The following is a 22309-nucleotide window of genomic DNA, read 5'->3' as shown; positions in this document are numbered from 1 at the left end:
TGGAGTGGGTACCCGTTTTCCGCCCGGCCGAAGCGGGGAATTCAGTGGTTGTCGCGGGGGATTCCCTTCGTCGCGGCGATCCGCTGGTACGCCACGGCCGGGCGCAGCACCATGCCGTCACACAGCTGGTCGACCATCGACCGCTGGATCTCCTGCCACGGCGTCTGCGCCGCGGGCACCGGGTAGCCGCCCGACTCGGCGAGTTCCTTGTGGCGCAAGGCGAGTTCTTCGTCCGGGAGGAGGACGTCCGCGGTGCCCGCGGCGAGGTCGATCCGCACGCGGTCACCGGTCCGCAGCACGGCGAGCCCGCCACCCGCGGCGGCTTCGGGGGAGGCGTTGAGGATCGACGGCGACCCGGAGGTGCCCGACTGGCGGCCGTCGCCGAGGCACGGCAGCTCGTGGATGCCCCGCTTGATCAGCGCCGCCGGCGGCCGCATGTTCACCACCTCCGCCGAGCCCGGGTAGCCGAGCGGGCCGGTGCCCCGCATCACGAGCAGCGAGTGCTCGTCGACGCCGAGGTCCGGGTCGTCGATGCGGGCGTGGTAGTCCTCCGGGCCGTCGAACACGACCGCGGTGCCCTCGTAGACGCCGCCGGCGAGGTAGCGCCGCCGGAACTCCGGTGAGATGACGCTGGACTTCATGATCGCCGCGTCGAAGAGGTTGCCCTTCAGCACGAGGAACCCGGCGTCGGGCACGAGCGCGGTCTCGAAGGTGCGGATGACGTCCCGGTCGCCGGCCTCGGCGCCGCGGCAGTTCTCGCCGAGGGTGCGGCCGTTGACCGTGGGCGCGTCCTCGTGGACGAGCCCGTGGCGCAGCAGCTCGTGCACCACGGCCGGCACGCCGCCCGCGCGGTGGAACTCCTCGCCGAGGTACTTGCCCGCGGGCTGCAGGTCGACCAGCAGCGGCACCCGGTACCCGAGCCGCTGCCAGTCGTCCAGCGGGACGTCGACGCCGATGTGCCGGGCGATGGCCCCGATGTGGATGGGCGCGTTGGTCGAACCGCCGATCGCGGAGCTCACCACGATGGCGTTCTCGAACGCCTCCCGCGTCAGGATGTCCGACGGCTTGAGGTCTTCGGTCACCATCTCGACGATCCGCAGCCCGGTGCGGTAGGCCATCCGGGCCCGGTCGCGGTGCGGCGCCGGGATGGCCGCGCAGCCGGGCAGGCTCATCCCGAGCGCCTCGGCGAGCGCGTTCATCGTGGACGCGGTGCCCATGGTGTTGCAGTGTCCCGGTGACGGCGCGGACGACGCGACGAGCTCCATGAACCCGGCGTCGTCGATCTCGCCGGCGGCGAGCAGCTCCCGCGCCTTCCAGATGATGGTGCCGGACCCGGTGCGCTCGCCGCCGTGCCAGCCGTTGAGCATCGGGCCGCCGGACAGCACGATGGCGGGGATGTCGACGGTCGCGGCGGCCATCAGGCACGCCGGGGTCGTCTTATCGCAGCCGGTGGTGAGCACGACGCCGTCGATCGGGTAGCCGTAGAGCGTCTCCACCAGGCCGAGGTAGGCGAGGTTGCGGTCCAGCGCGGCGGTCGGGCGCTTGCCGGTCTCCTGGATCGGGTGCACCGGGAACTCGATGGCGATCCCGCCCGCCTCGCGGATGCCTTCCCGGGTCCGGTCGGCCAGCTGCAGGTGGTGCCGGTTGCACGGGGTGAGGTCGGAGCCGGTCTGCGCGATCCCGATGATCGGCTTGCCGGACTGCAGCTCCTCGCGGGTGAGGCCCCAGTTCATGTACCGCTCGAGGTAGAGCGCGGTCATGCCGGGGTCGGCGGGGTTGTTGAACCAAGCTTCGCTGCGCAGTCCCATACCGGCCAGTCTGTCAACTGCGCCGCGGTCCGGAAAGCCGTGAATGGCACATCGAGGGTCCGTCCATGCCCCCGCCACCACCCTCAACGGAGGCGCTGACGCGCCGCTGAGTGGATTCAGGGTCCCTCGATGTGCCATTCACGGACTTGAGCCGGGCGGTCAGCCGAGGCCGTTGAGGCCGATCACCCGGGCGTACCACTGCGCGCTGCGCTTCGGGGTCCGCTGCTGGGTCTCGTAGTCGACGTGGACGAGGCCGAACCGCTTCGCGTACCCCTCCGCCCACTCGAAGTTGTCGAGCAGCGACCAGTAGAAGTACCCGCGCAGGTCGACGCCCTCCTGGATGGCGTCGTGCGCCGCCCGCAGGTGGGAGTCGAGGAACGCGACGCGGTCGGTGTCGGCGATGTCACCGCCGTCGCCGACGACGTCGGGGTAGGCCGCGCCGTTCTCCGTGATGTACAGCGGCACCGGCCGGTAGTTGCGGTGGACCTCCAGCAGCGACTCGGTCAGCCCGGCGGGCTGGACCTCCCAGCCGGAGTCGGTGCGGGGGGCGGCCGGGTCCGGGACGAAGTGCACGTCGCCCGCGCCGACCCACTCCGGGCCGGCCGGCTCGCTGCCCGGCACCGGGCGGCCCGCGACGCGGTAGTCGCGGTAGTAGTTCACGCCGAGCCAGTCGACGTGCGCCGCGATGATCGCCGCGTCCCCGTCCCGGACCACCTCGCCCAGCCCGAACGGCGCGAGGTCGGCGACCAGGTCGTCCGGGTAGCCGCCGCGCAGCACCGGGTCGAGGAACAGCCGGTTCTGCAGGCCGTCGATCCGCCGGGCCGCGTCGACGTCGGCCGGGTCGGCCGGGTCGTGCGGGGCGACCGGGTACAGGTTCAGCGTGACGCCCGCCGGGGTGCCCGGGGAGTGCCGCCGGATGATGTCCATCGCCAGGCCGTGGCCCAGCAGCAGGTGGTGCGTGGCGGCGACGGCCGCCGGGTGGTCGGTGTGGCCGGGGGCGTGGATGCCGCCCGCGTAGCCCAGCATCGCCGCGCACCACGGCTCGTTCAGCGTCGACCAGCTGGCGACGCGGTCGCCGAGCCGCTCCAGCACGGTTTCGGCGTACTCGGCGAACCGGAACGCCGTGTCCCGCGACGTCCAGCCGCCCTTGTCCTCCAGCGCCTGCGGCAGGTCCCAGTGGTAGAGCGTCGCCCACGGCTGGATCCCGGCCTCGAGCAGGCAGTCGACCAGCCGGTCGTAGAAGGCGAGCCCGGCGGCGTTCGGCTCGCCGCCGTCCGGCCGCACCCGCGGCCACGCCAGCGAGAACCGGTAGGCACCGAGACCGAGCCGGCGCATCAGACTGACGTCCTCGGAGTACCGCCGGTAGTGGTCGGCCGCCGGTTCGCCGTTGTCGCCGCCCCGGACCGCGCCCGGGCGGCGGGCGAAGACGTCCCAGACCGAGTCGGTGCGCCCGTCGGCCGTGGTGGCTCCTTCGACCTGGAACGCCGCGGTGGCGGCGCCCCAGACGAAGCCAGGCGGGAACATCAACGCGGTCTCCGCCCGAACGCTGTCGGGATGTACGGACATGGTCACCCTTTCACGGCACCTTGCATGATCCCGGCCACGATCTGGCGGCCGAGGAGGACGAAGACGATGAGGATGGGGATGGTGGCCAGGGTCGTGCCGGCCAGGACGAGCGAATAGTCGACGTAGTAGCCGCTCTGCAGCTTTTCCAGGGCCACCTGGACGGTGGGGTTGCCGGCGTCCAGCACGACGAGCGGCCACAGGAAGTCGTTCCACGACATCATGAACGTGAACATCGCGAGGATCGCCGCGGCCGGGCGCACCGCGGGCAGGCAGACGTTCCAGAAGATCCGGATCATGCTGCAGCCGTCGACGCGCGCGGCCTCGATCAGCTCGTACGGCAGAGCGTCCACTGTGTACTGACGCATCCAGAACACGCCGAAGGCGGTGACCAGGTTGGGCACGATCACCGACTCGAGGTGACCGGCCCAGCCCAGTTCCGACATCGCGATGAACAACGGGATGATGCCGAGCTGGGTCGGCACGGCGAGCGTGACGACGATGAACACGAACAGCCCGTTCCGCCCGCGGAACCGCAGCTTGGCGAAGGCGAACCCGGCCAGCGACGAGAACAGCACCGTGGTCAGGGTGACCGTGCCGGACACGATGACGCTGTTGGCGAGCGCCTTCCAGAACGGCACGGTGTCGAAGACCCGGGCGGCGTTGGCGAAGAAGTTCCCGCCGGGCAGGAACGGCGGGATGCGCTCGGTGAGCATCCCGTTGTCGCGGCTGGCCACCAGGAACGACCAGTAGAACGGGAACAGCGAGCCGAGCACGAAGATCGCCAGCACGATGTAGGTCGCCTTGCGCGGCTTGCCGAGCGTGGCGACGCGCTTGCGCAGCCCCGCGTGAACGTCACCGTGGAGTGCGGTCATTTCTCCTTCACCTTCACCGCCGGGGTGCGGGTCAGCCTGCCGGTGAGGAAGAAGTTCACCAGCGCGATGAGCACGATGATCACGAACAGCACCCAGGCGATCGCCGAGGCGTAACCGAGGCTGTAGTTCTCGAACGCCGACTGGTAGAGGTACAGCGTCACCGTCTGGAACTGGTTGCTGGAGCCGCCGTTGTTCGACCCCGGCATGGCGTCGAACAGCTTGGGCTCGGTGAAGATCTGCAGGCCGCCGATCGTCGAGGTGATGGTGACGAAGACGAGCGTGGGTTTCAGCAGGGGCAGCGTGACGTTGAAGAACCGGCGCCACATGCCCGCGCCGTCGATCAGCGCCGCCTCGTGCAGTTCCTTCGGGATCGCCTGCATCGCCGCCAGCACGATCAGGGCGTTGTACCCGGTCCAGCGCCAGTTCACCATGATCGCGATCGCGACGTGGCTGCCGAACCGGTCGGCCTGCCAGTCGACCGGGTCCAGCCCGATCGTCTGCAGCACGCCGTTGATCAGCCCGTACTTGGGGCCGAACAGGTTCGCGAAGATGATCCCGATCGAGACGAGGCTGGCCGCGTAGGGCAGCAGGATGCCGACCCGCCAGCCCGTCGCTCCGCGCAGCCGGGCACCGAGCAGCGCCGCCAGCATCATCGCGATGATGAGCTGCGGGACGCTGGAGAGCAGGAAGATGCTGATCGTGTTGGTCAGCGCGTTCCAGAACTGGCTGTCGGAGAACAGCTCCTTGTAGTTGTCGAGGCCGATGAAGTCGGGGTGTTCGTCCCCGGCCTTCCACTTGAACAGCGAGACGTACGCGGTGTACAGCAGTGGGAAGAGCCCGACGATCCCGAAGACGATGAAGAACGGTGCGACGTAGAGGTACGGCGATACCTTGACGTCCCACCGGCTCAACCGGTGACGGAAGGTGGGCCGGGGAGACACTCGCTCCCCGGCCTTACTCCCTTCCGGCGCGATCTTGTCGATGACGGTCATCTGCTCAGCGCGTGATCTTCTTCGCGGCGTCGACCATCTGGTTCCAGGCGTCCGCCGGCGACTTCTTGCCCTGTTCGACCGCCTGCAGAGCCGGGCTGGACGCGTTCTCCTGGATCTGGCCGTCGCCCGGGCCCTTGTACTGCGGCTTCTGGACCTTCTTGGCCTGCTCGGCGAACAGTTCGCCGATCTTCGTGTCGCCGAAGTAGGGGTTGGTGTAGCTCAGCAGCGCCGGGTCCGTGAGCGCCTTGACCTGGCTCGGGAAGTTGCCCTTGGCCTGGAACGCCTTGACCTGCTGCTCGGGCGCGGTCAGCCAGGCAGCCAGTTCGGCCGCTTCCTTCGGGTGCTTCGACTGCGTCGGCACGGTCAGGTACGAGCCGCCCCAGTTGCCGCCGCCGCCGGGGAACGCCGCGGTGACCGCCCACTTGCCGGCGTTTTCCGGGCCGGCGTGCTCCTTGATGACGCCGAGCATCCACGACGGGCACACCTTCGTGGCGAACGCGCTCTGCTTGAAGGCGGAGTTCCATTCGGGGCTGAACGCGGTGAGCTTGGCCGACTCGCCCTTGGCGACCGCGTCGGTGACCTTGGTCCAGGCATCCTTGATGCCCTGGTTGTTCTCGACGGCGAGCTTGTCGTCGGTGCCGATGTAGCCCTGCGGGAGCTGGTTGACCATGGCGTTGAAGTTCTGCGAGGCCGAGTCGAACCACGCCTTGCCGCCGGTGTTCTTCACGTAGTCGGCGCCGGCCGCGAAGTAGCTGTCCCAGGTGGCGAAGAGCGGCTTCACGGCTTCGGGGTCCGTCGGCAGCTTGGCCGCGGCGAACAGGTCCTTGCGGTAGCACATCGCCAGCGGCCCGATGTCGGTGCCGTAGCCGATGACCTTGCCGTCCTTGGTCTTGGCGGCGTCGTACTTCCAGCCGAGCCAGCGGTCGGGGGTGACGTCGGCCGGCCCGATCTTGCTCAGGTCGTTGAACTTCGAGCCCTTGTCCAGGACGTCGGACAGGTGGCCCTCTTCGACCGCGGTGACGTCGGCGAGACCCGAGCCGGCGGCCAGCTTGGTGATGAGGTCCTGGTGGTAGGGGCCACCTTCGCCGGTCTTGCGGTGGGTGATCTTGATGTTGGGGTGCAGCCGCTCGTACTCCGGGATGAGGGCCTCGTAGCCGAACTCGGTGAACGTTGCCAGGGTCAGGTCGACGTGCTCGTTCGGGTTCGCCGCCGCCGGTGGGGTCTGTTCACCGCCTCCGCTGCAGGCCGAGGCGCCGAGCGCCGTCATCGTGATGCCCAGTGCCAGGACCAGGCCGTTCCGGAACATTCTCACGTGTCCAACCACCTTGTTGACGGGAATGAGCGCTCTCACTGCTGGGAGCCGATCTGGGAGCGCTCCCAGGTGTCGCCGAGTCTGCTGGGGCCCTCCACTGGTGTCAAGAGGTCGTAACCGGAGCGTTTCCTGCGAGGAGCGCTCCCGGACATTGCCCTGCGTGACCGTTAAGCTGTCGACGTCCGGGTGGTTGTGGTGAGCGAGGGCGGTACCGTGGGGCCTCGAGCAGGGGATGACGAACGGCCGACACTGGAGGACGTCGCGGCGTTCGCCGGGGTGTCGCGGTCGACGGCGTCACGCGCGTTGAACGACGACGCGTACGTCAGCGCGGCGGCGCGCGAGAAGGTCCTCGCCGCGGCCCGTGACCTGGGCTATTCCCCGAACCAGGCGGCCCGGTCGCTGGTCACGCGCCGCACCGGGGCGGTCGCGGTGGTGCTGTCCGAGCCGGAGGCCCGGCTGCTCGACGACCCGTACCGCACCGCCGTCATGCGGGCCGGCTACCGGGAGCTCGCCGACGTCGGCCGCCAGATGGTGCTGATCTTCAGCGACACGCGCGAAGACCTGGGCAAGACGGTCCGGTTCCTCGAGGGCGGGCACGTCGACGGCGCGCTGGTGTTCGCGCCGCACCGCGCCGACCCGCTGCCCAAGGCGCTGCGGCTGCTCCGGATCCCGATCGTGTTCGGCGGACAGGCGGCCGGCATCCGGCGCGGCGTGCACGTCGTCGACTTCGACAACGAGGGCGGCGCCCGGCTGGCAGTCCAGCACCTGGTCGCCACCGGGCGGCGGCGGATCGCCACCATCGCCGGTCCGCAGGACCAGAGCGCCCCGATCGACCGGCTCGCCGGCTGGCGCAAGACCCTCCTCGACGCCGGGCTCGACCCCGCCGACCTGGTCGAAGAGGCCGACTTCACGCTGTCCGGCGGAGCGAACGCGATGTCCGCGCTGCTGGCCAGGCACGTGGACCTCGACGCCGTGTTCGTGGCCAGCGACATGATGGCGGTGGGGGCGCTGCGCACCCTCGACGCGGCGGGCCGCCGCATCCCGGACGACGTCGCGGTCGTCAGCTTCGACGACAACGCGACCCTCGCCCCGGCCATGGACCCGCCCCTGACGTCGGTGCACCAGGACCCCCGCGAGCAGGTCCACGCGATGGTCGAGACCCTCATGCAGCTGCTCGCCGACCAGAACCTGAAGCCACGGCAGCAGGTCCTCCCGGTCTCCCTGGCGGTCCGCGCTTCGAGCTGAACCGTGTCGTCCCTCCGATCACGCGTGTCGGCCTCCTGATCACGCGTGTCGGCCTTTGGCGCGCGTACCCGGAGGGCGGTTCGCGTGATTCGGGGGCCGGCACGCGTGATTCGGGGGTCGACACGCGTGATGGGGGAGTCGACACGGCGTCCATGCCTCGATGGGTGGGAGCGGTCTTGTCCAGATGCACCCCTTCGGTCCTAAACAGCGTTTCCTGCGGACTCACCGTGACTGGTCCGTTGGGCTGAACGAGTGAACTTCCGCCTATCGGTGCGGGCCGTTCAGGAGTGTTCAGTGGGCCGCTGTTCGCCGGACGCGCAGATGTGACGTCCGGGACCGCGGTGTCCTTCTGACTCGATTCTTTACATCCAGGTTTCCAGCTGGCTACCGTCTGCGTCTGGAAGCGCTCCCAGATCGCTGGCTCCCTACGGACAAAGGAGTTCCGCAGCCATGCGTTCCTCTCCCCGAAAGCGCGCGCGTGCGCTGGCACTGGCCTCGGCCGTGCTGGCGGTCACGGGCGCGGTGGTCGCCCCACCTCCGGCGCTCGGCGCCGACATCGCCTGTTCCGTCACCTACACCTCCAACGACTGGGACACCGGGTTCACCGCCAACGTCTCGCTGCGCAACGACGGAGCCCCGTTCGACAGCTGGAAGGTCGGCTGGACGTTCCTGGACGGCCAGAAGGTCCAGCAGGGCTGGAGCGCCACGTTCGCCCAGTCCGGCGCCGCGGTCACCGCGACGAACATGTCCTACAACGGCCACCTCGACACCGGGGCGAGCACGTCGTTCGGGTTCAACGGCTCGAAGGGCTCGGCCAACCGGCCGCCGACCGACTTCTCGGTGAACGGCACGTCGTGCACCGGCGCGAACAAGGCGCCGACGGTCAGCCTGACCGCGCCGTCCTCGACCGGCACCTACTACGCCCCGGCGACGATCCCTCTAGCCGCCACGGCCGCCGACAGCGACGGCACGGTGAGCAAGGTCGAGTTCTACGCCGGTGACACGCTGCTGGCCACCGACACGGCGGCGCCGTTCGAGGGCAGCTGGGGCAACGTCCCGGCCGGGACCTACTCGATCACGGCGAAGGCGTACGACAACAAGGGCGCGAGCACGACGTCCAGCCCGGTCAGCGTGAAGGTCCTGTCGGGGCCGACGATCGTGGCGAGCCCGGCGACCGCGCAGGTCAAGCAGGGCGGCACGACGACGTTCGCCGTCTCCCTCGCCGGCGCCCCGACGGCCCCGGTCACGGTCGCCGTCGCGCGGACGGGCGGGAGCACGGACCTCACGGCGAGCCCGGCGAGCCTGACGTTCACGACGGCGAACTGGAACGTGCCGCAGAACGTCACGGTCACCAGCGCCGACAACGGCGGAGCGCTGGGCAGCGCGACCTTCACCGCGAGCAGCTCCGGCTACACCGCGGCCGCGGTCACGGTGAACGAGATCTCGTCGTCCACTTCGGACTACCAGCTCGCGTTCCTGACGCAGTACAACAAGATCAAGGACCCGAACAACGGCTACTTCCGTAAGTTCGGGAACATCCTGGTGCCCTACCACTCGATCGAGACGCTGATCGTCGAGGCACCGGACCACGGCCACGAGACGACGTCGGAGGCGTTCAGCTACTACCTCTGGCTCGAAGCGTCCTACGGCCGGATCACCGGTGACTGGGCCCCGTTCAACCAGGCGTGGACGTCGATCGAGACGTACGCGATCCCGTCGGCGGCGGACCAGCCGAGCAACAGCGGGTACAACGCGAGCAAGCCGGCGACGTACGCGGCCGAGTACCCGAGCCCGAAGTCGTACCCGTCGCAGCTGCAGAGCGGCGTGTCGGTCGGCAGCGACCCGATCGCAGCCGAGCTGAAGGCGGCCTACGGGTCGGCGGACGTCTACGGCATGCACTGGCTGCTGGACGTCGACAACATCTACAAGTTCGGCCACTGCGAAGACGGCACGAACACCGCACCGGCGTTCATCAACACCTTCCAGCGCGGCTCGCAGGAGTCGGTCTGGGAGACGGTCACGCAGCCCAGCTGCGACCTGCTGAAGTTCGGTGGCAAGAACGGGTACCTGGACCTGTTCACCGGTGACACCTCCTACGCCAAGCAGTGGAAGTACACCGACGCTCCGGACGCGGACGCCCGCGCGGTGCAGGTGGCCTTCCAGGCCGAGAAGTGGGCCGCGGCGCAGAACAAGAGCGCCGACGTCGCCGCCGTCGTCAAGAAGGCGTCGAAGATGGGCGACTACCTCCGGTACTCGCTGTTCGACAAGTACTTCAAGAAGATCGGCAACTGCGTCAGCCCGTCGAGCTGCCCGGCCGGGACCGGCAAGGACAGCGAGCACTACCTGATCTCGTGGTACTACGCCTGGGGCGGTTCGATGGACTCGTCCAGCTCCTGGGCGTGGCGGATCGGCGACGGCGCGGCGCACCAGGGCTACCAGAACCCCCTCGCGGCGTACGCGTTGTCGGCCGACGCGGGCCTGAAGGTCACCTCGGCCACCGGCGCGCAGGACTGGGCGACCAGCCTCAGCCGTCAGATGGAGTTCCTGCAGTGGCTGCAGTCCTCCGAGGGCGGTCTCGCCGGCGGCGCGACCAACAGCTGGGAGGGCCAGTACGGGACCCCGCCGGCAGGCACGCCGACGTTCTACGGGATGTTCTACGACTACCAGCCGGTCTGGCACGACCCGCCGAGCAACCAGTGGTTCGGCTTCCAGACCTGGGGCATGGAGCGGATCGCCGAGTACTACCAGGCGACCAACGACGCCCGGGCGAAGAAGATCCTCGACAAGTGGGTGCCCTGGGCGATCGCGAACACCACGGTCGGCGCGGGCGGGAGCTTCCAGATCCCGTCCGACCTGACCTGGAGCGGCGCGCCGGACACCTGGAACGCCACCAGCCCGGGTGCGAACACCAGCCTGCACGTCGCGGTGAAGAACTACAGCCAGGACGTCGGAGTCGCGGCTTCGCTGGCCAAGACGCTGCTCTACTACGCGTCGGGGTCGAGCAACGCCCAGGCGAAGACGGTCGGGGAGCAGCTGCTGAACGCGCTGTCGGCGAACACCGACAGCAAGGGCATCGCGGTGCCGGAGACCCGGACCGACTACAACCGGTTCGACGACACCTACAACGCCACCACGGACCAGGGACTGTACGTCCCGCCGGGCTGGACGGGCACGATGCCGAACGGCGACCCGATCAACGCGAACTCCACGTTCCTGTCGATCCGCTCGTTCTACAAGAACGACCCGCAGTGGCCGAAGGTCCAGTCCTACCTGGACGGCGGCGCCGCGCCGACGTTCACCTACCACCGGTTCTGGGCGCAGTCGGAGATCGCCACGGCGTTCGCCGCGCACGTCGCCCTGTTCGGTTGAGAGGCACTCGATGAAGCGACTGCTCGCACTGGTGGTCGCCGCACTGACCGGGGGCGCCGTTCTCACGGCGTCCCCGGCCGCCGCGGCCCCGGAGATCACCGCGGCGGCCGGCACCGGCACCGGGTTCTGGCACGCCGCCGGCTCCCAGCTGGTCGACGCGACCGGCGCGCCGGTCCGGATGACCGGGATCAACTGGTTCGGCGCGGAAACCGGCAACTACTCGCCGCACGGCCTGTGGAGCCGCAACTACAAGGACATGCTCGACCAGATGGCCGGGCTCGGGTACAACACGCTGCGGCTGCCGTACTCGAACCAGCTGTTCGACCCCGGGTCCAAACCGGTCAGCATCGACGCCGTGCAGAACCCGGACCTGCAGGGCCTGTCCGGGCTGCAGGTGCTGGACAAGATCGTCGGCTACGCCGGTACCAAGGGCATGCGCGTGCTCCTGGACCGGCACCGGCCGGACTCCGGCGCGCAGTCCCCGCTCTGGTACACCGGCGCGTACCCGGAGAGCCGCTGGATCTCCGACTGGACGATGCTGGCCCAGCACTACAAGGGCAACGCCACGGTGATCGGCGCGGACCTGCACAACGAACCGCACTCGATCCAGGGTGGCGGCGGGGCCTGCTGGGGCTGTGGCGACACCGCGACCGACTGGCGGCTCGCCGCCGAACGGGCCGGCAACGCCGTGCTCGCGGCGAACCCGGACTGGCTGGTCGTGGTCGAGGGCGTCGACTGCGTCAGCGGCACCGGCGACCCGCAGTGCGGCTGGTGGGGCGGCAACCTCTCCGGGGCCAGGCAGTTCCCGGTGCGACTGTCCAAACCGGACAAGCTGGTGTACTCGGCGCACGAGTACGCGACGTCGGTGTTCGCCCAGAAGTGGTTCTCCGACCCCGCGTTCCCGGCGAACATGCCCGCGCTGTGGGACCACTTCTTCGGTTACCTGCAGAAGCAGAACATCGCGCCGGTGCTGCTCGGCGAGTTCGGCACGACGCTCGCCGACCCGCGCGACAAGACGTGGCTGCAGGAACTGATGCGCTACACCGGCACCGGCCCGGCCGGCATGAGCTTCACGTACTGGTCGTGGAACCCGAACTCCGGGGACACCGGCGGCATCCTCAACGACGACTGGACCACGGTCAACCAGGCCAAGCAGGCGATCCTCCAGCCGTACCTGATCCCGCCGGCAGGATCGGGCGGCGGCCCCGGCGACCCGCCGCCCCCGGTGAGCTGCGCGGTCTCCTACCACGTCGACAACACCTGGCAAGGCGGGTTCATCGCCACGGTGACCCTGAAGAACCCGGGCAGTTCGGCGCTGAAGAACTGGGCGCTCGGCTGGACCGTGCCCGCCGGCACGCAGATCACCGGCGGCTGGAACGCGACGGTCTCGCAGACCGGCCAGCAGGCGACGGCCAAGGCTCCCACCTGGGCGCCCGACCTGGCCGGCGGCGCTTCGGTGTCGATCGGCATCCAGGCGACCGGGCCGTCGACCGGCACGCCCAGCGGGTTCGCCGTCGGGGCGACCGCCTGCACCACCTGACCCACCCACCGAAAAGACCCCACCACCCGAAAGACTAAGGAGCACACTCAATGAAGAGTGAATTCTGGTCCCCGAAGAGGAAGGCCCGGCTCGCCGTGGCCTCCTCGGTGACGGCCGCGGCGGTCGTCTCGGGGCTCCTCGTGGCCGGCGGCAGTCCCGCCGGGGCCGCGACCGGCTGCAAGGTGACCTACACGGTCAACCAGTGGGACACCGGGTTCACCGCGAACATCGCGGTGACCAACCTCGGTGACAGCGTCTCGTCCTGGAACGTCGAATGGGACTTCGGCGGCAACCAGCAGGTCCAGCAGGGCTGGAGTGCCACGTTCAGCCAGAGCGCCAAGCACGTGAGCGCGAAGAACCCGTCGTGGGGAGGGACGCTCGGCTCGAACGCGACGGCGAACTTCGGGTTCAACGGCTCGTACTCGGGCACGAACGACATCCCGACGTCGTTCTCGCTCAACGGCGCCCACTGCGACGGCACTCCGGGCAACCCGACCACGACGCCGACGTCGCCGACCACCGTGACGACGTCGATCAGCCCCACGACCTCCACGACTCCGACCGGGCCCACCACCCCGACGCAACCGGGGACGCACGTGGAAAACCCGTACGCGGGCGCCAAGGGGTACGTGAACCCGGACTGGTCGGGCGAGGTGTCCGCGGCGGCCGCGGCCAAGGGCGGCACGCTCGGTGCCCAGATGGCCAAGGTGGCCAATACCTCGACCGCGGTCTGGATCGACCGGATCGCGGCGATCACCGGCACGGCGGACTCGCGGGGCCTGCGCGGGCACCTCGATGCCGCGCTGGCCCAGGTGAGCGGCGGCACGCCGGTGACCATCCAGGTCGTCGTCTACGACCTGCCCAACCGCGACTGCGCGGCGCTGGCGTCCAACGGTGAGCTGAAGGTCGCCCAGAACGGCCTGGCCCGGTACAAGAGCGAGTACATCGACCCGATCGCTTCGATCATGGCCGACCCGAAGTACGCGCCACTGCGCATCGTGGCGATCGTCGAACCGGACTCGCTGCCGAACCTGGTCACGAACACGTCGATGGCGACGTGTGCGGAGGCGCAGTCCAGCGGGGCGTACACGCAGGGCATCCAGTACGCGCTGAACAAGCTGCACGCGATCTCCAACGTCTACAACTACCTGGACATCGCGCACTCGGCGTGGCTGGGCTGGGACAGCAACTTCGGCCCGTTCGTGAACCTGGTCAAGCAGATGCTGCAGGGCACCACGGCCGGGGTGAACAGCGTCGACGGCTTCATCAGCGCCACGGCCAACTACACGCCGCTGACCGAACCGAACCTGCCCGACCCGAACCTGAACGTCGGCGGGCAGCAGCTGAAGTCGGCGACGTTCTACCAGTGGAACCCGTACTTCGCCGAGGTTCCCTACGCCACCGCGATGTACAACGCGTTCGTCGCGGCGGGTCTGCCGAGCGGCATCGGCATGCTGGTCGACACCTCCCGCAACGGCTGGGGCGGCTCGGCCCGGCCCACCGGGGCGTCGGGGTCCACTGTGGACGCCTACGTGAACTCGGGCCGGATCGACCGGCGGCTGCACCGCGGCAACTGGTGCAACCAGAGCGGTGCGGGCCTGGGCATCCGGCCGACGGCTTCGCCGGCGGCGCACTTCGACGCCTACGTCTGGATCAAGCCGCCGGGTGAGTCCGACGGCGCGAGCCAGCAGATCCCGAACGACGAAGGCAAGGGCGCCGACCCGATGTGCGACCCGACCTTCCACGGCACGCAGCAGGCCAACGGCGGCAACCTGACCGGCGCCCTGCCGAACGCCCCGCTGTCCGGCAAGTGGTTCGAGGCCCAGTTCGAGCAGCTGGTCCAGAACGCCTACCCGCCGGTGCAGTGATCCGACACCCCGGGCCGGGCGGTGCTGCGCAACCGCCGTCCGGCCCGGGCTCCACATGGCAACCGCAGCATCGGCAGCGGTCTGTCCCGCCAGATCCGCTCGCCGTGTCCCGCTCGGCCGCCTGACCGGCCGAGCGGGACAGCGGGGTTCGGCCCGAGGTCCTGCCGGACCTTCGGGCCGAACCTCGCCGCGCACGTCTTCGGTGTACCGGCCGAGCTCCGTGCGGAACCCCTCGAACTCCATCGGCCCTGGTTCGGTGACGAACCCCATCCGGGTGTGGAACGCGTGCGAACCCTTGTTCTCCGGCGAAGCGATCGCCCGTACCGCCGAGCGCCCGTGCGCCCGGGACTCCGGCCAGGGAATACCCGGTCAGGGGACGAGCCGGTGCACCCCGGCCAGCACCTGCTGCCAGGCGGCGGCCGGGTCGGCGCCCTGCTCGACCGACTTGAGCGCGGGCGCGATCACCGCCTCCTGGATCTTGCCGTCGCCCGGGCCCTTGTACTGCGGTTTCCCGACCTTGCGGGCCTGGGCGACGAAGACCTGCCCGCTCAGCGCGCCCCCGAAGTAGCTGTTCATCTCGCTGAGCAGGTCGGGGGAGGTGAACGCCTCGACCTGGCTGGGGAAGTTCCCGCTCACCCGGAACGCGTGCAGCTGCTGCTCCGGCGCGGTCAGCCAGGCGGCGAGCGTGGCGGCCTCCTTCTGGTGCGGGCTCGCGGCCGGCACGGTGAGGTAGGAGCCGCCCCAGTTGCCGCCGCCGTCCGGGAAGGCGTCGGTGATCGCCCACTTGCCGGCGTTGGCGATCCCGGCCTGCTGCTCGATGATGCCGAGCATCCACGCCGGGCAGACCTTCGTCGCGAACCCGCCGAGGCGCAGTCCGTTGTTGCCGTCGTCCTCGAACGCGGTGAGCCCGGCCGACTGCCCCTGCTTCACCGCGGTGGAGACCTGGTCCCAGGCGTCCTTCAACGCGGTGTTCGTTTCGAGCGTCGAGTGATCGTCGCGGTTGAGGTACCCGACCGGGAGCTGGTTCACCTTGGCGTTGAAGATCTGCGCCGCCGAGTCGAACCACGGTTTCCCGTGCGAGCGCTTGACGTACTTTTCGCCCGCCTTGAAGTAGCTGTCCCAGGTCGCGAACATCGTCTTCACGGAGCCGGGATCGGTGGGCAGCTGGGCCGCTTCGAGGAAGTCCTTGCGGTAGCACATGGCCAGCGGGCCGATGTCCGTGCCGTAGCCGACGAGCTTGCCGTCCTTGCTGCGGCCCGCTTCGTACTTCCACTCCAGCCACCGGCCGGGCTTGACGTCGGACGGCCCGATCTTGGCCAGGTCGGCGAACTTCGCCGACTGCGCGAGCACGTCGGCGAGGTGGCCCTCTTCGACGGCCTGGACGTCGGCGAGGTCCTGGCCGTTCTGCAGCTTCTTCAGCAGGTCCTGGTGGTACGGCCCGCCCTGCTCGGTGCGGACCTGGCGGATGGTGAGCCCGGGGTGGGTGAACTCGTACCCGGGGATGAGGTCTTCGTAGCCGAACTCGCCGAACGTCGCCACGGTGAGCGTGATGTGCTCCTGCGCGCGCGGGCCGCACCCTCCGGTCAGGACCAGCAGGACGACGGCGACGGCGAAGGCCAGCCGTCTTCGGATCTTCCTCATGCGCGCGCACTCCCCGGGGGAGACCGGCTCCCGTCCCTCGTTGGCTGGGAGCGCTCCCGGATCGAGTCTCGTTTCCGGGTGCGGCGAGTGTCAAGCCGTGCGACAGCGGGTGTCCGGGTGAACACGGACCGCTGGCCGGTGCCGGTTTGGCGCGGCACGTGGTGCGAGGAAGGGGTGCGATGAAGCGTCCGACGATCACCGACATCGCGAAGGAGGCCGGCGTCTCCAAGGGCGCGGTCTCCTACGCCCTCAACGGCCGCCCCGGCGTTTCGGAGGCGACCCGGCAGCGGATCACCGAGATCGCCAGGGAGCTCGGGTGGGCGCCGAGCAGCACCGCGCGGGCGCTGTCCGGCGGCCGGACCGGGGCGATCGGCCTGGTGCTCGACCGGCCGTTCGAGGTGGTGGTCCCGGCCCTGCTCGACGGGTTCCCCGACGAGCTGCTGATCCAGGTCGCCGCCGGCCGCGACGCCGCACTGGCGGTCTACCGCCGCTGGCGGGCGGAACGGAAGGTCGACGGCGTGCTGCTCACCGAGCCGGGGTGCGCGGCCGAGCTGGTGCGGATCGGCCTGCCCGCGGTGGTGCTCGGCGGCCAGGGCGGGGTGCCGGGCGTCCCGTCGGTGCGGGTGGACGACGCGACCGGGGCCGCCGAGGTGCTGCAGTACCTGGCCGCACTGGGGCACCGGCGCGTGGTCCGCGTCGCGGGCGCGGCGGTGTTCGCGGACCCGGCGGCGCGGCAGCGGGCGTTCCCCGCCGGTCCGGCCCACCCGGAGCCCTCGGCCGACGCGGTCCGCCGGGTACTGGCCGGGCGCCCCCGGCCCACCGCGCTGGTGTGCGACACCGACGGCCTCGCCGTGGCCGCGCTCGCCGCCGCGCGCGAACTCGGCCTCGCGGTGCCGCGGGACCTCTCGGTGGTCTCGTGGGACGACACCCCGCTCTGCCGGCTGGTCCGCCCGGCGCTCACCGCGATCCGGCGCCCCCTCGGCGAACTCGGCTCGCTCGCGGCTTCGGTGCTGCACGACGTGCTGGCCGGGGAAGCCACCGGCGACGTGGGCGCGTCCCGGCCGAGGCTGATCACCCGCGGCAGCACCGGCCCCGCACATTCGTGAAGGCCACCTTGAGGAACATAGAGTTCCTGAAGGTGGCCTTCACGAGCTGTCCACAAGAGATGGTCAGGTGCCCTGGCACGTCGGCGACGGCGCGGCGCTGCCTCCCGTGGTGTTGACGACCATCCCGAAGGTGGTCTGGCCGTCCGCGGCCACTTGGCCGTTCCAGCTGGCGTTGCGGACCGTGACCGCCGAGCCGGACTGGCTCAGCGTGCCGTTCCAGACGCTGCCGATCGTCTGGCCCGCGGGCAGTGTCCAGCCCACCTGCCAGCTCGAGTACGGCGTGGTGCCGTGGTTCATCACCGTCACCTTGGCCTCGTAGCCACCGTTCCAGGCGTTGGTGATCTCGTACATCGCCATGCACGAACCCGGCGGCGGGGTGCCGGTGGTGGTCGTCGGCGTGGTCGACGTGGGCGGGGAGCCCGGGTCCTTCACGCCGGTGACTTCGCCGTGGCCGCCGTCGAAGGTGACGTCCGAGCAGCCGTAGAACGTCTCGGCGCTGTCGGAACGCTTCCACACCGAGTAGATGATGTGCCGGCCGGTCTTGTTCGACGGCAGCGCGCCGGTCCACTTGTACTGGCCGTCCACCGTGCCCACCTGGCCGGTCACCGGCGGGTGGTCCACCGTCAGGAACGGTTGATCCTCCAGCGAGTCCCAGGTCAGCGGCTTGGCCGGGTCCCAGCCGTCCTTGGTCACGTACGTGTAGAACCAGCCCGGGTGCGCGGCCCACGCGTTGTACGAGAAGTCGAACTGGGCGCCGGAGGTGAGGTGGGTCAGCGGCCACGCGCCGACGCCGTCGAAGCCCGCGTAGTTCGGGTTCCCGCCGGAGCACAGCTTCCCGTCGGGGATGAACCCCCGCGTGCGCCCGGCGCCGTCGGACCGCAGCACGGCGAACCAGTTGTACAGCGAGTTGGCGCCGCTGACGCCGACCGCGGCCGCGCAGGCCGGGTTGACGGGCTTGATCTCGCCGGTCGAACTGAGCCCGTCCTGCCAGCACAGGAAGGTCCGGCTGCCCGGTTTCATCATGGCGCCGTGCGCCTCGGCCGTGCCGGTGTTCAGCAGAATGGCGGTCAGGCTCGCCAGCAGCACGGTGACGGCGGCGAGGATCGTACTTCGTCTCCTGGTCACGTCTGTCCCTTCATTGGGTAGCGTGCGTCGAAGACTGGGAGCGCTCTCACGACGAGGATACGCGGCGGCGGTCACTTCCGGAACATCCCGCGGTGACCGGGGCGGCCGCCTTGGCCTACCTTGGCGGAGGCCGTCGATCATCCGGACCGGCCCCGTGGAGAAAGGCAGAGAGTGGACAGTCCGTCTTCGGTGCCCGCCTGGGTGCGCGCCGAACCCGCCCGGTTGCTCGGATTCGCCGCCCGCGCGGCGCACCCCGGCGGCGGGTTCGCGTGGCTCGACGACGCCGGGCGGCCGGTGCTCGACCGTCCCGTCGAGACGTGGATCACCTGCCGGATGACGCACGTCTTCGCGCTGGCGGCGCTGCGGGGCGAGCCGGCCGCGGGGGAGCGGGTGGCGCACGGCGTCGCCGCGCTGACCGGGCTGCTGCGCGACCCGGAGCACGGCGGCTGGTACGCCTCGGCGGCCCTGGCCGAAAAGCGGGCCTACGAGCACGCCTTCGTCGTCCTGGCGGCCGCGAGCGCGGCCGCCGCCGGTGCCGCCGGGGCCGAACCGCTGCTGGCCGAGGCACTCGAAGTCGTCGAACGCCGGTTCTGGGAACCGGGGCCGGGGCTCGTCGCCGACGTCTGGGACCGCCGCTGGACGCGCCTGGAGGACTACCGCGGGGCCAACGCCAACATGCACACGGTCGAGGCGTTCCTGGCCGCCGCCGACGTCACCGGCGACCGGGTGTGGGCGACGCGCGCCTTGTCCATTGTGGACCACCTCGTGCACGGCGAAGCCCGCGCGCACGGCTGGCTGCTCCCGGAACACTACGACCCGGACTGGCGGGTGCGGCCGGAGTTCAACCGGGGCCGGCCCGCCGACCCGTTCCGCCCGTTCGGCGCGACCGTCGGGCACCTCTTCGAGTGGGCGCGGCTGGCCGTGCACCTCACGCGCGCCCTCGGCGACGAGGCGCCGCCGTGGCTGTTACCCGACGCCGTCGCGCTGTTCGAGACGGCGGTCCGGACCGGCTGGGCCGTCGACGGCCGGGCGGGGTTCGTCTACACCACCGACTTCGCCGGGACGCCGGTGGTGCGCAACCGCCTGCACTGGGTGGTGACGGAGGCGATGGCCGCCGCGTGGACGCTGCACCAGGAAACCGGCGACCCGGCGTACCTCGAGCGGTTCCGGGAGTGGTGCGAGCACGCCGAAGACCGCTTCGTGGACCGCGAGCTCGGGTCGTGGCACCACGAGCTCGACCCGGAGAACCGGCCCGCGGCGACGGTGTGGGCCGGCAAACCGGACATCTACCACGCCTACCAGGCGACGCTGCTGCCCGGCCTGCCGCCCGCGGCGTCGTTCGCCGGCGCGCTCCTGCCGCGTCGCTAGACTTCCGAGGACCCTTCCGGACAAGGAGAACCATGTCGCCTTTCGTCGCGGCCGAAGACCGGTACGCGGGCATGCCCTACCGGCGGGCCGGGCGCAGCGGGCTGAAGCTGCCCGCCGTGTCGCTCGGCCTGTGGCACAACTTCGGGGACGACAAGCCCCTCGACGTCCAGCGCGCCGTCTTGCGCCGGGCGTTCGACCTGGGCGTGACGCACTTCGACCTGGCCAACAACTACGGCCCGCCGCCCGGCGCGGCCGAGGCGAACTTCGGGCGGCACTTCGCCGCCGACTTCCGCCCGTACCGCGACGAGATCCTGGTGTCGTCCAAGGCGGGCTACCTGATGTGGGACGGCCCGTACGGCGAGTGGGGCTCGCGCAAGAACCTCCTCGCCAGCCTCGACCAGAGCCTCGCGCGCACCGGCCTGGACTATTTCGACGTTTTCTACTCGCACCGTCCGGACCCGGACACTCCGATCGAGGAGACGATGGGCGCGCTCGACACCGCCGTCCGCTCCGGGAAAGCGCTCTACGCGGGCATCTCCAACTACTCGCCGGAGCAGACCACGGCCGCGCTCGCCGCGCTCCAGGAGCTGGGCACGCCGCTGCTGATCCACCAGCCGCGGTACTCGATGCTGGACCGCTGGGTCGAGGACGGCCTGCTCGACACGCTGGACGAGCACGGCGTCGGCTCGATCGCGTACTCGCCGCTGAGCCAGGGCCTGCTGACCGACCGCTACCTCGACGGTGTCCCGGCCGACTCGCGGGCGGCCGGCGCCAGCCCGTTCCTCACCAGCGACCGGCTCACCGAGGAGACCCTCGCGACCGTCCGCGCGCTGAACGACGTCGCGAAGCGGCGCGGGCAGACGCTCGCCCAGCTCGCCATCGCCTGGGTGCTGCGTCGCGGCCGCGTCACCTCGGCGCTGATCGGGGCCAGCAGCGTCGCGCAGCTCGAGAACACCGTCGCGGCGACGGCGAACCTCGAATTCACCGGCGACGAGCTGGCCGAGATCGACCGGATCCTCGGCCGGTAGGCCCCCCGGTCAGCACCCGATCCGCGTGCTGCCCACGGCCACGTCGTCGAACCACAGCGTGTCGGCGTCGCCGGCGTAGCTCTCCCAGCCGAGCCGGAGGTCGGTCACGGCCGGGTGCCAGGCCCGGCCGAGCCACTGCTGGTCGATGTCGGGGGTCGGGACGCCGTCGACGACGAGCCCGGGCACTTCGGTGGAGTTGAGCCACGTCCGCAGCTTGCCCCCGGCGCCGTCGAGCTGGAACTCGAAGCAGGACCAGGTGCCCGTCGGCAGCGGGACGCTCTGGGCGACGCCGGCCGGGCTCTGCGCGGGCAGCGTCGCGTCGTCGGACTCGCGGTTCCACTGCAGGGCCCGGTTCTGCCCGCCGGCCCGCAGGTCGCGGCCGGCGTCGGCGGTGTCGCGCATGGCCATGAAGGCGACGTGCCCGGTGGGCAGCGCGGTGGTGTGGCGGACCCAGAACCGGCCGTAGAACGCGCCCGATCCGACGCTGCCGAGGCTCGTGCCGAGGAAGGCGTGGTTGCAGTAGCCGCCCTGGCCGGTGACCTTGACCGAGCGGGAGCCCGAGTGCGCGACGGTGCTGTCGACGGCGACCGTGCCGGTGCCCGTGCAGTTGGCCGCGCCGACGGTCCAGCGGCCGCCGGGGGTGCCGCCGGTCTGCTGCTCGAAGTCGTCGCAGATCGCGGCGTTCGCGCACCCGGCGGGCGGCGGCCCGGACGTCGTCGTGGTCGGGCTGGTCGTCACGGTCGTCGGCGGGGTGGTCGTCGTCGGGGGAGCGGTGTCGCCGCACGAGACGCCGTTGAGCGCGAAGTCCGTGGGCTCGGTGTTCGTCCCGCTGTAGGTGCCCTGGAGGCCGAACGAAACCGAGCCGCCGGCGGGCAAGGCGGCGTTGTACGGAAGGCTCTCCGCCGTGACGGCGTTCCCGGTCTGGCGGACGGTGGCGTTCCAGGCCGAGGTGACCGACTGGGTTCCGGGGTAGTGCCAGGTGAGCGCCCAGGAGGAGAGTGCGGTGGCGCCGTTGGTCACGGTGATGTCGGCCGTGTATCCGGTCTGCCACTGGTTGACGCGGTAGGCGACCGAGCAGGCCGGCGCGGCGGCGGCGGACTTTGCGGCAACGACAACGACGGCGGTGGTGCCCGCCGCGGCGAGGCAGAGCCCGGCGAGGGCGCCGGCGAACCTGTTCATCGGGGGTCCTCCCGGGACGCGGACAGGGGCGCCGTGGCCTGCACCACGGCGCCCCTGGGTGGTTGGCCGCGTTCTGGCGAGGCGACCTGGCATGGGAGCGCTTCCAGCCGACGAGAAGGTAACCCCCGCGTGTCGCCCTTGTAAAGGCCCGCCCGGACGTGGCCCGATCAGGTGGTCGGTTTTCCGGCGGCGGGGCGCTCCCGCCGTCCACTGAACGCTCCTGAACGGCCGAAGCCGTTGCAGGGCAGGAGATGCCGTGATCGCGCTGCGCCACCGGCGAGAGCCGCCGG

At 70.6% G+C, this 22309-nt stretch carries 15 protein-coding genes; 7 read left to right on the top strand and 8 right to left on the bottom strand.

Features of this window, described 5'->3' with window-relative positions; all coding sequences use genetic code 11:
- Window positions 1-41: 41 nt before the first annotated feature.
- From A3CE_RS0102855 to A3CE_RS0102835, 5 genes are all read right to left on the bottom strand, one after another.
- The gene (locus tag A3CE_RS0102855) at window positions 42-1808 is read right to left on the bottom strand and encodes an IlvD/Edd family dehydratase (protein ID WP_020638555.1); all 1767 of its coding nucleotides are present in this window, start codon (window positions 1806-1808) and stop codon (window positions 42-44) included.
- A gap of 159 nt (window positions 1809-1967) precedes the next feature.
- Window positions 1968-3374, bottom strand: coding sequence for a GH1 family beta-glucosidase (locus tag A3CE_RS0102850; RefSeq protein WP_169524089.1), 1407 nt, complete (start codon window positions 3372-3374; stop codon window positions 1968-1970).
- A 2-nt stretch (window positions 3375-3376) separates the two neighbouring features.
- Window positions 3377-4246: a carbohydrate ABC transporter permease gene (locus A3CE_RS0102845; RefSeq protein WP_020638553.1), complete on the bottom strand. Its 870-nt coding sequence runs from the start codon at window positions 4244-4246 to the stop codon at window positions 3377-3379.
- Window positions 4243-5238 carry a carbohydrate ABC transporter permease gene (locus A3CE_RS0102840; RefSeq protein ID WP_020638552.1) on the bottom strand — a complete coding sequence of 332 codons (996 nt, stop codon included), beginning with the start codon at window positions 5236-5238 and terminating at the stop codon, window positions 4243-4245. Before A3CE_RS0102840 ends, A3CE_RS0102845 begins: the two co-directional genes overlap by 4 nt.
- 4 nt (window positions 5239-5242) lie before the next feature.
- Window positions 5243-6550 carry an ABC transporter substrate-binding protein gene (locus A3CE_RS0102835; protein ID WP_026468083.1) on the bottom strand — a complete coding sequence of 436 codons (1308 nt, stop codon included), beginning with the start codon at window positions 6548-6550 and terminating at the stop codon, window positions 5243-5245.
- A gap of 249 nt (window positions 6551-6799) precedes the next feature.
- On the opposite strand from A3CE_RS0102835, the gene A3CE_RS0102830 reads away from it, so the two are divergent.
- The 4 genes from A3CE_RS0102830 to A3CE_RS0102815 all read left to right on the top strand — a co-directional run bounded on the left by A3CE_RS0102830 (window position 6800) and on the right by A3CE_RS0102815 (window position 14572).
- Window positions 6800-7795, top strand: coding sequence for a LacI family DNA-binding transcriptional regulator (locus A3CE_RS0102830; RefSeq protein ID WP_084642029.1), 996 nt, complete (start codon window positions 6800-6802; stop codon window positions 7793-7795).
- Between the two features lie 450 nt (window positions 7796-8245).
- A complete protein-coding gene (locus A3CE_RS0102825) occupies window positions 8246-11164 on the top strand; it encodes a glycoside hydrolase family 48 protein (RefSeq protein WP_020638549.1) in 2919 nt (972 codons plus the stop codon).
- Between the two features lie 10 nt (window positions 11165-11174).
- Window positions 11175-12704, top strand: a complete 1530-nt coding sequence (locus tag A3CE_RS0102820; protein ID WP_020638548.1) for a cellulase family glycosylhydrolase — start codon at window positions 11175-11177, stop codon at window positions 12702-12704.
- A 50-nt stretch (window positions 12705-12754) separates the two neighbouring features.
- Window positions 12755-14572 carry a glycoside hydrolase family 6 protein gene (locus tag A3CE_RS0102815; protein ID WP_020638547.1) on the top strand — a complete coding sequence of 606 codons (1818 nt, stop codon included), beginning with the start codon at window positions 12755-12757 and terminating at the stop codon, window positions 14570-14572.
- 369 nt (window positions 14573-14941) lie between these two features.
- Here the strand turns inward: A3CE_RS0102815 and A3CE_RS0102810 are convergent, their stop codons facing one another.
- Window positions 14942-16213, bottom strand: coding sequence for an ABC transporter substrate-binding protein (locus A3CE_RS0102810; RefSeq protein WP_020638546.1), 1272 nt, complete (start codon window positions 16211-16213; stop codon window positions 14942-14944).
- A gap of 179 nt (window positions 16214-16392) precedes the next feature.
- On the opposite strand from A3CE_RS0102810, the gene A3CE_RS0102805 reads away from it, so the two are divergent.
- A complete protein-coding gene (locus A3CE_RS0102805) occupies window positions 16393-17319 on the top strand; it encodes a LacI family DNA-binding transcriptional regulator (protein ID WP_020638545.1) in 927 nt (308 codons plus the stop codon).
- A gap of 63 nt (window positions 17320-17382) precedes the next feature.
- On the opposite strand, the gene A3CE_RS0102800 is transcribed toward A3CE_RS0102805, so the two are convergent.
- Window positions 17383-18444, bottom strand: coding sequence for a lytic polysaccharide monooxygenase (locus tag A3CE_RS0102800; RefSeq protein WP_026468081.1), 1062 nt, complete (start codon window positions 18442-18444; stop codon window positions 17383-17385).
- A gap of 171 nt (window positions 18445-18615) precedes the next feature.
- Here A3CE_RS0102800 and A3CE_RS0102795 point away from each other — a divergent pair, with 171 nt between their 5' ends.
- The gene (locus A3CE_RS0102795; RefSeq protein WP_020638543.1) at window positions 18616-19812 is read left to right on the top strand and encodes an AGE family epimerase/isomerase; all 1197 of its coding nucleotides are present in this window, start codon (window positions 18616-18618) and stop codon (window positions 19810-19812) included.
- Window positions 19813-19844: 32 nt separating this feature from the next.
- A complete protein-coding gene (mgrA, locus tag A3CE_RS0102790) occupies window positions 19845-20840 on the top strand; it encodes an L-glyceraldehyde 3-phosphate reductase (RefSeq protein ID WP_020638542.1) in 996 nt (331 codons plus the stop codon).
- A gap of 9 nt (window positions 20841-20849) precedes the next feature.
- On the opposite strand, the gene A3CE_RS0102785 is transcribed toward mgrA, so the two are convergent.
- Window positions 20850-22019 carry a cellulose-binding domain-containing protein gene (locus A3CE_RS0102785; RefSeq protein WP_020638541.1) on the bottom strand — a complete coding sequence of 390 codons (1170 nt, stop codon included), beginning with the start codon at window positions 22017-22019 and terminating at the stop codon, window positions 20850-20852.
- Between the last annotated feature and the right edge of the window lie 290 nt (window positions 22020-22309).

The sequence above is a fragment of the Amycolatopsis balhimycina FH 1894 genome (assembly GCF_000384295.1).
Classification (GTDB): domain Bacteria; phylum Actinomycetota; class Actinomycetes; order Mycobacteriales; family Pseudonocardiaceae; genus Amycolatopsis; species Amycolatopsis balhimycina.
Note: the sequence above shows the minus strand (reverse complement) of the source record. Positions and strands in the feature narration are given on the sequence as shown.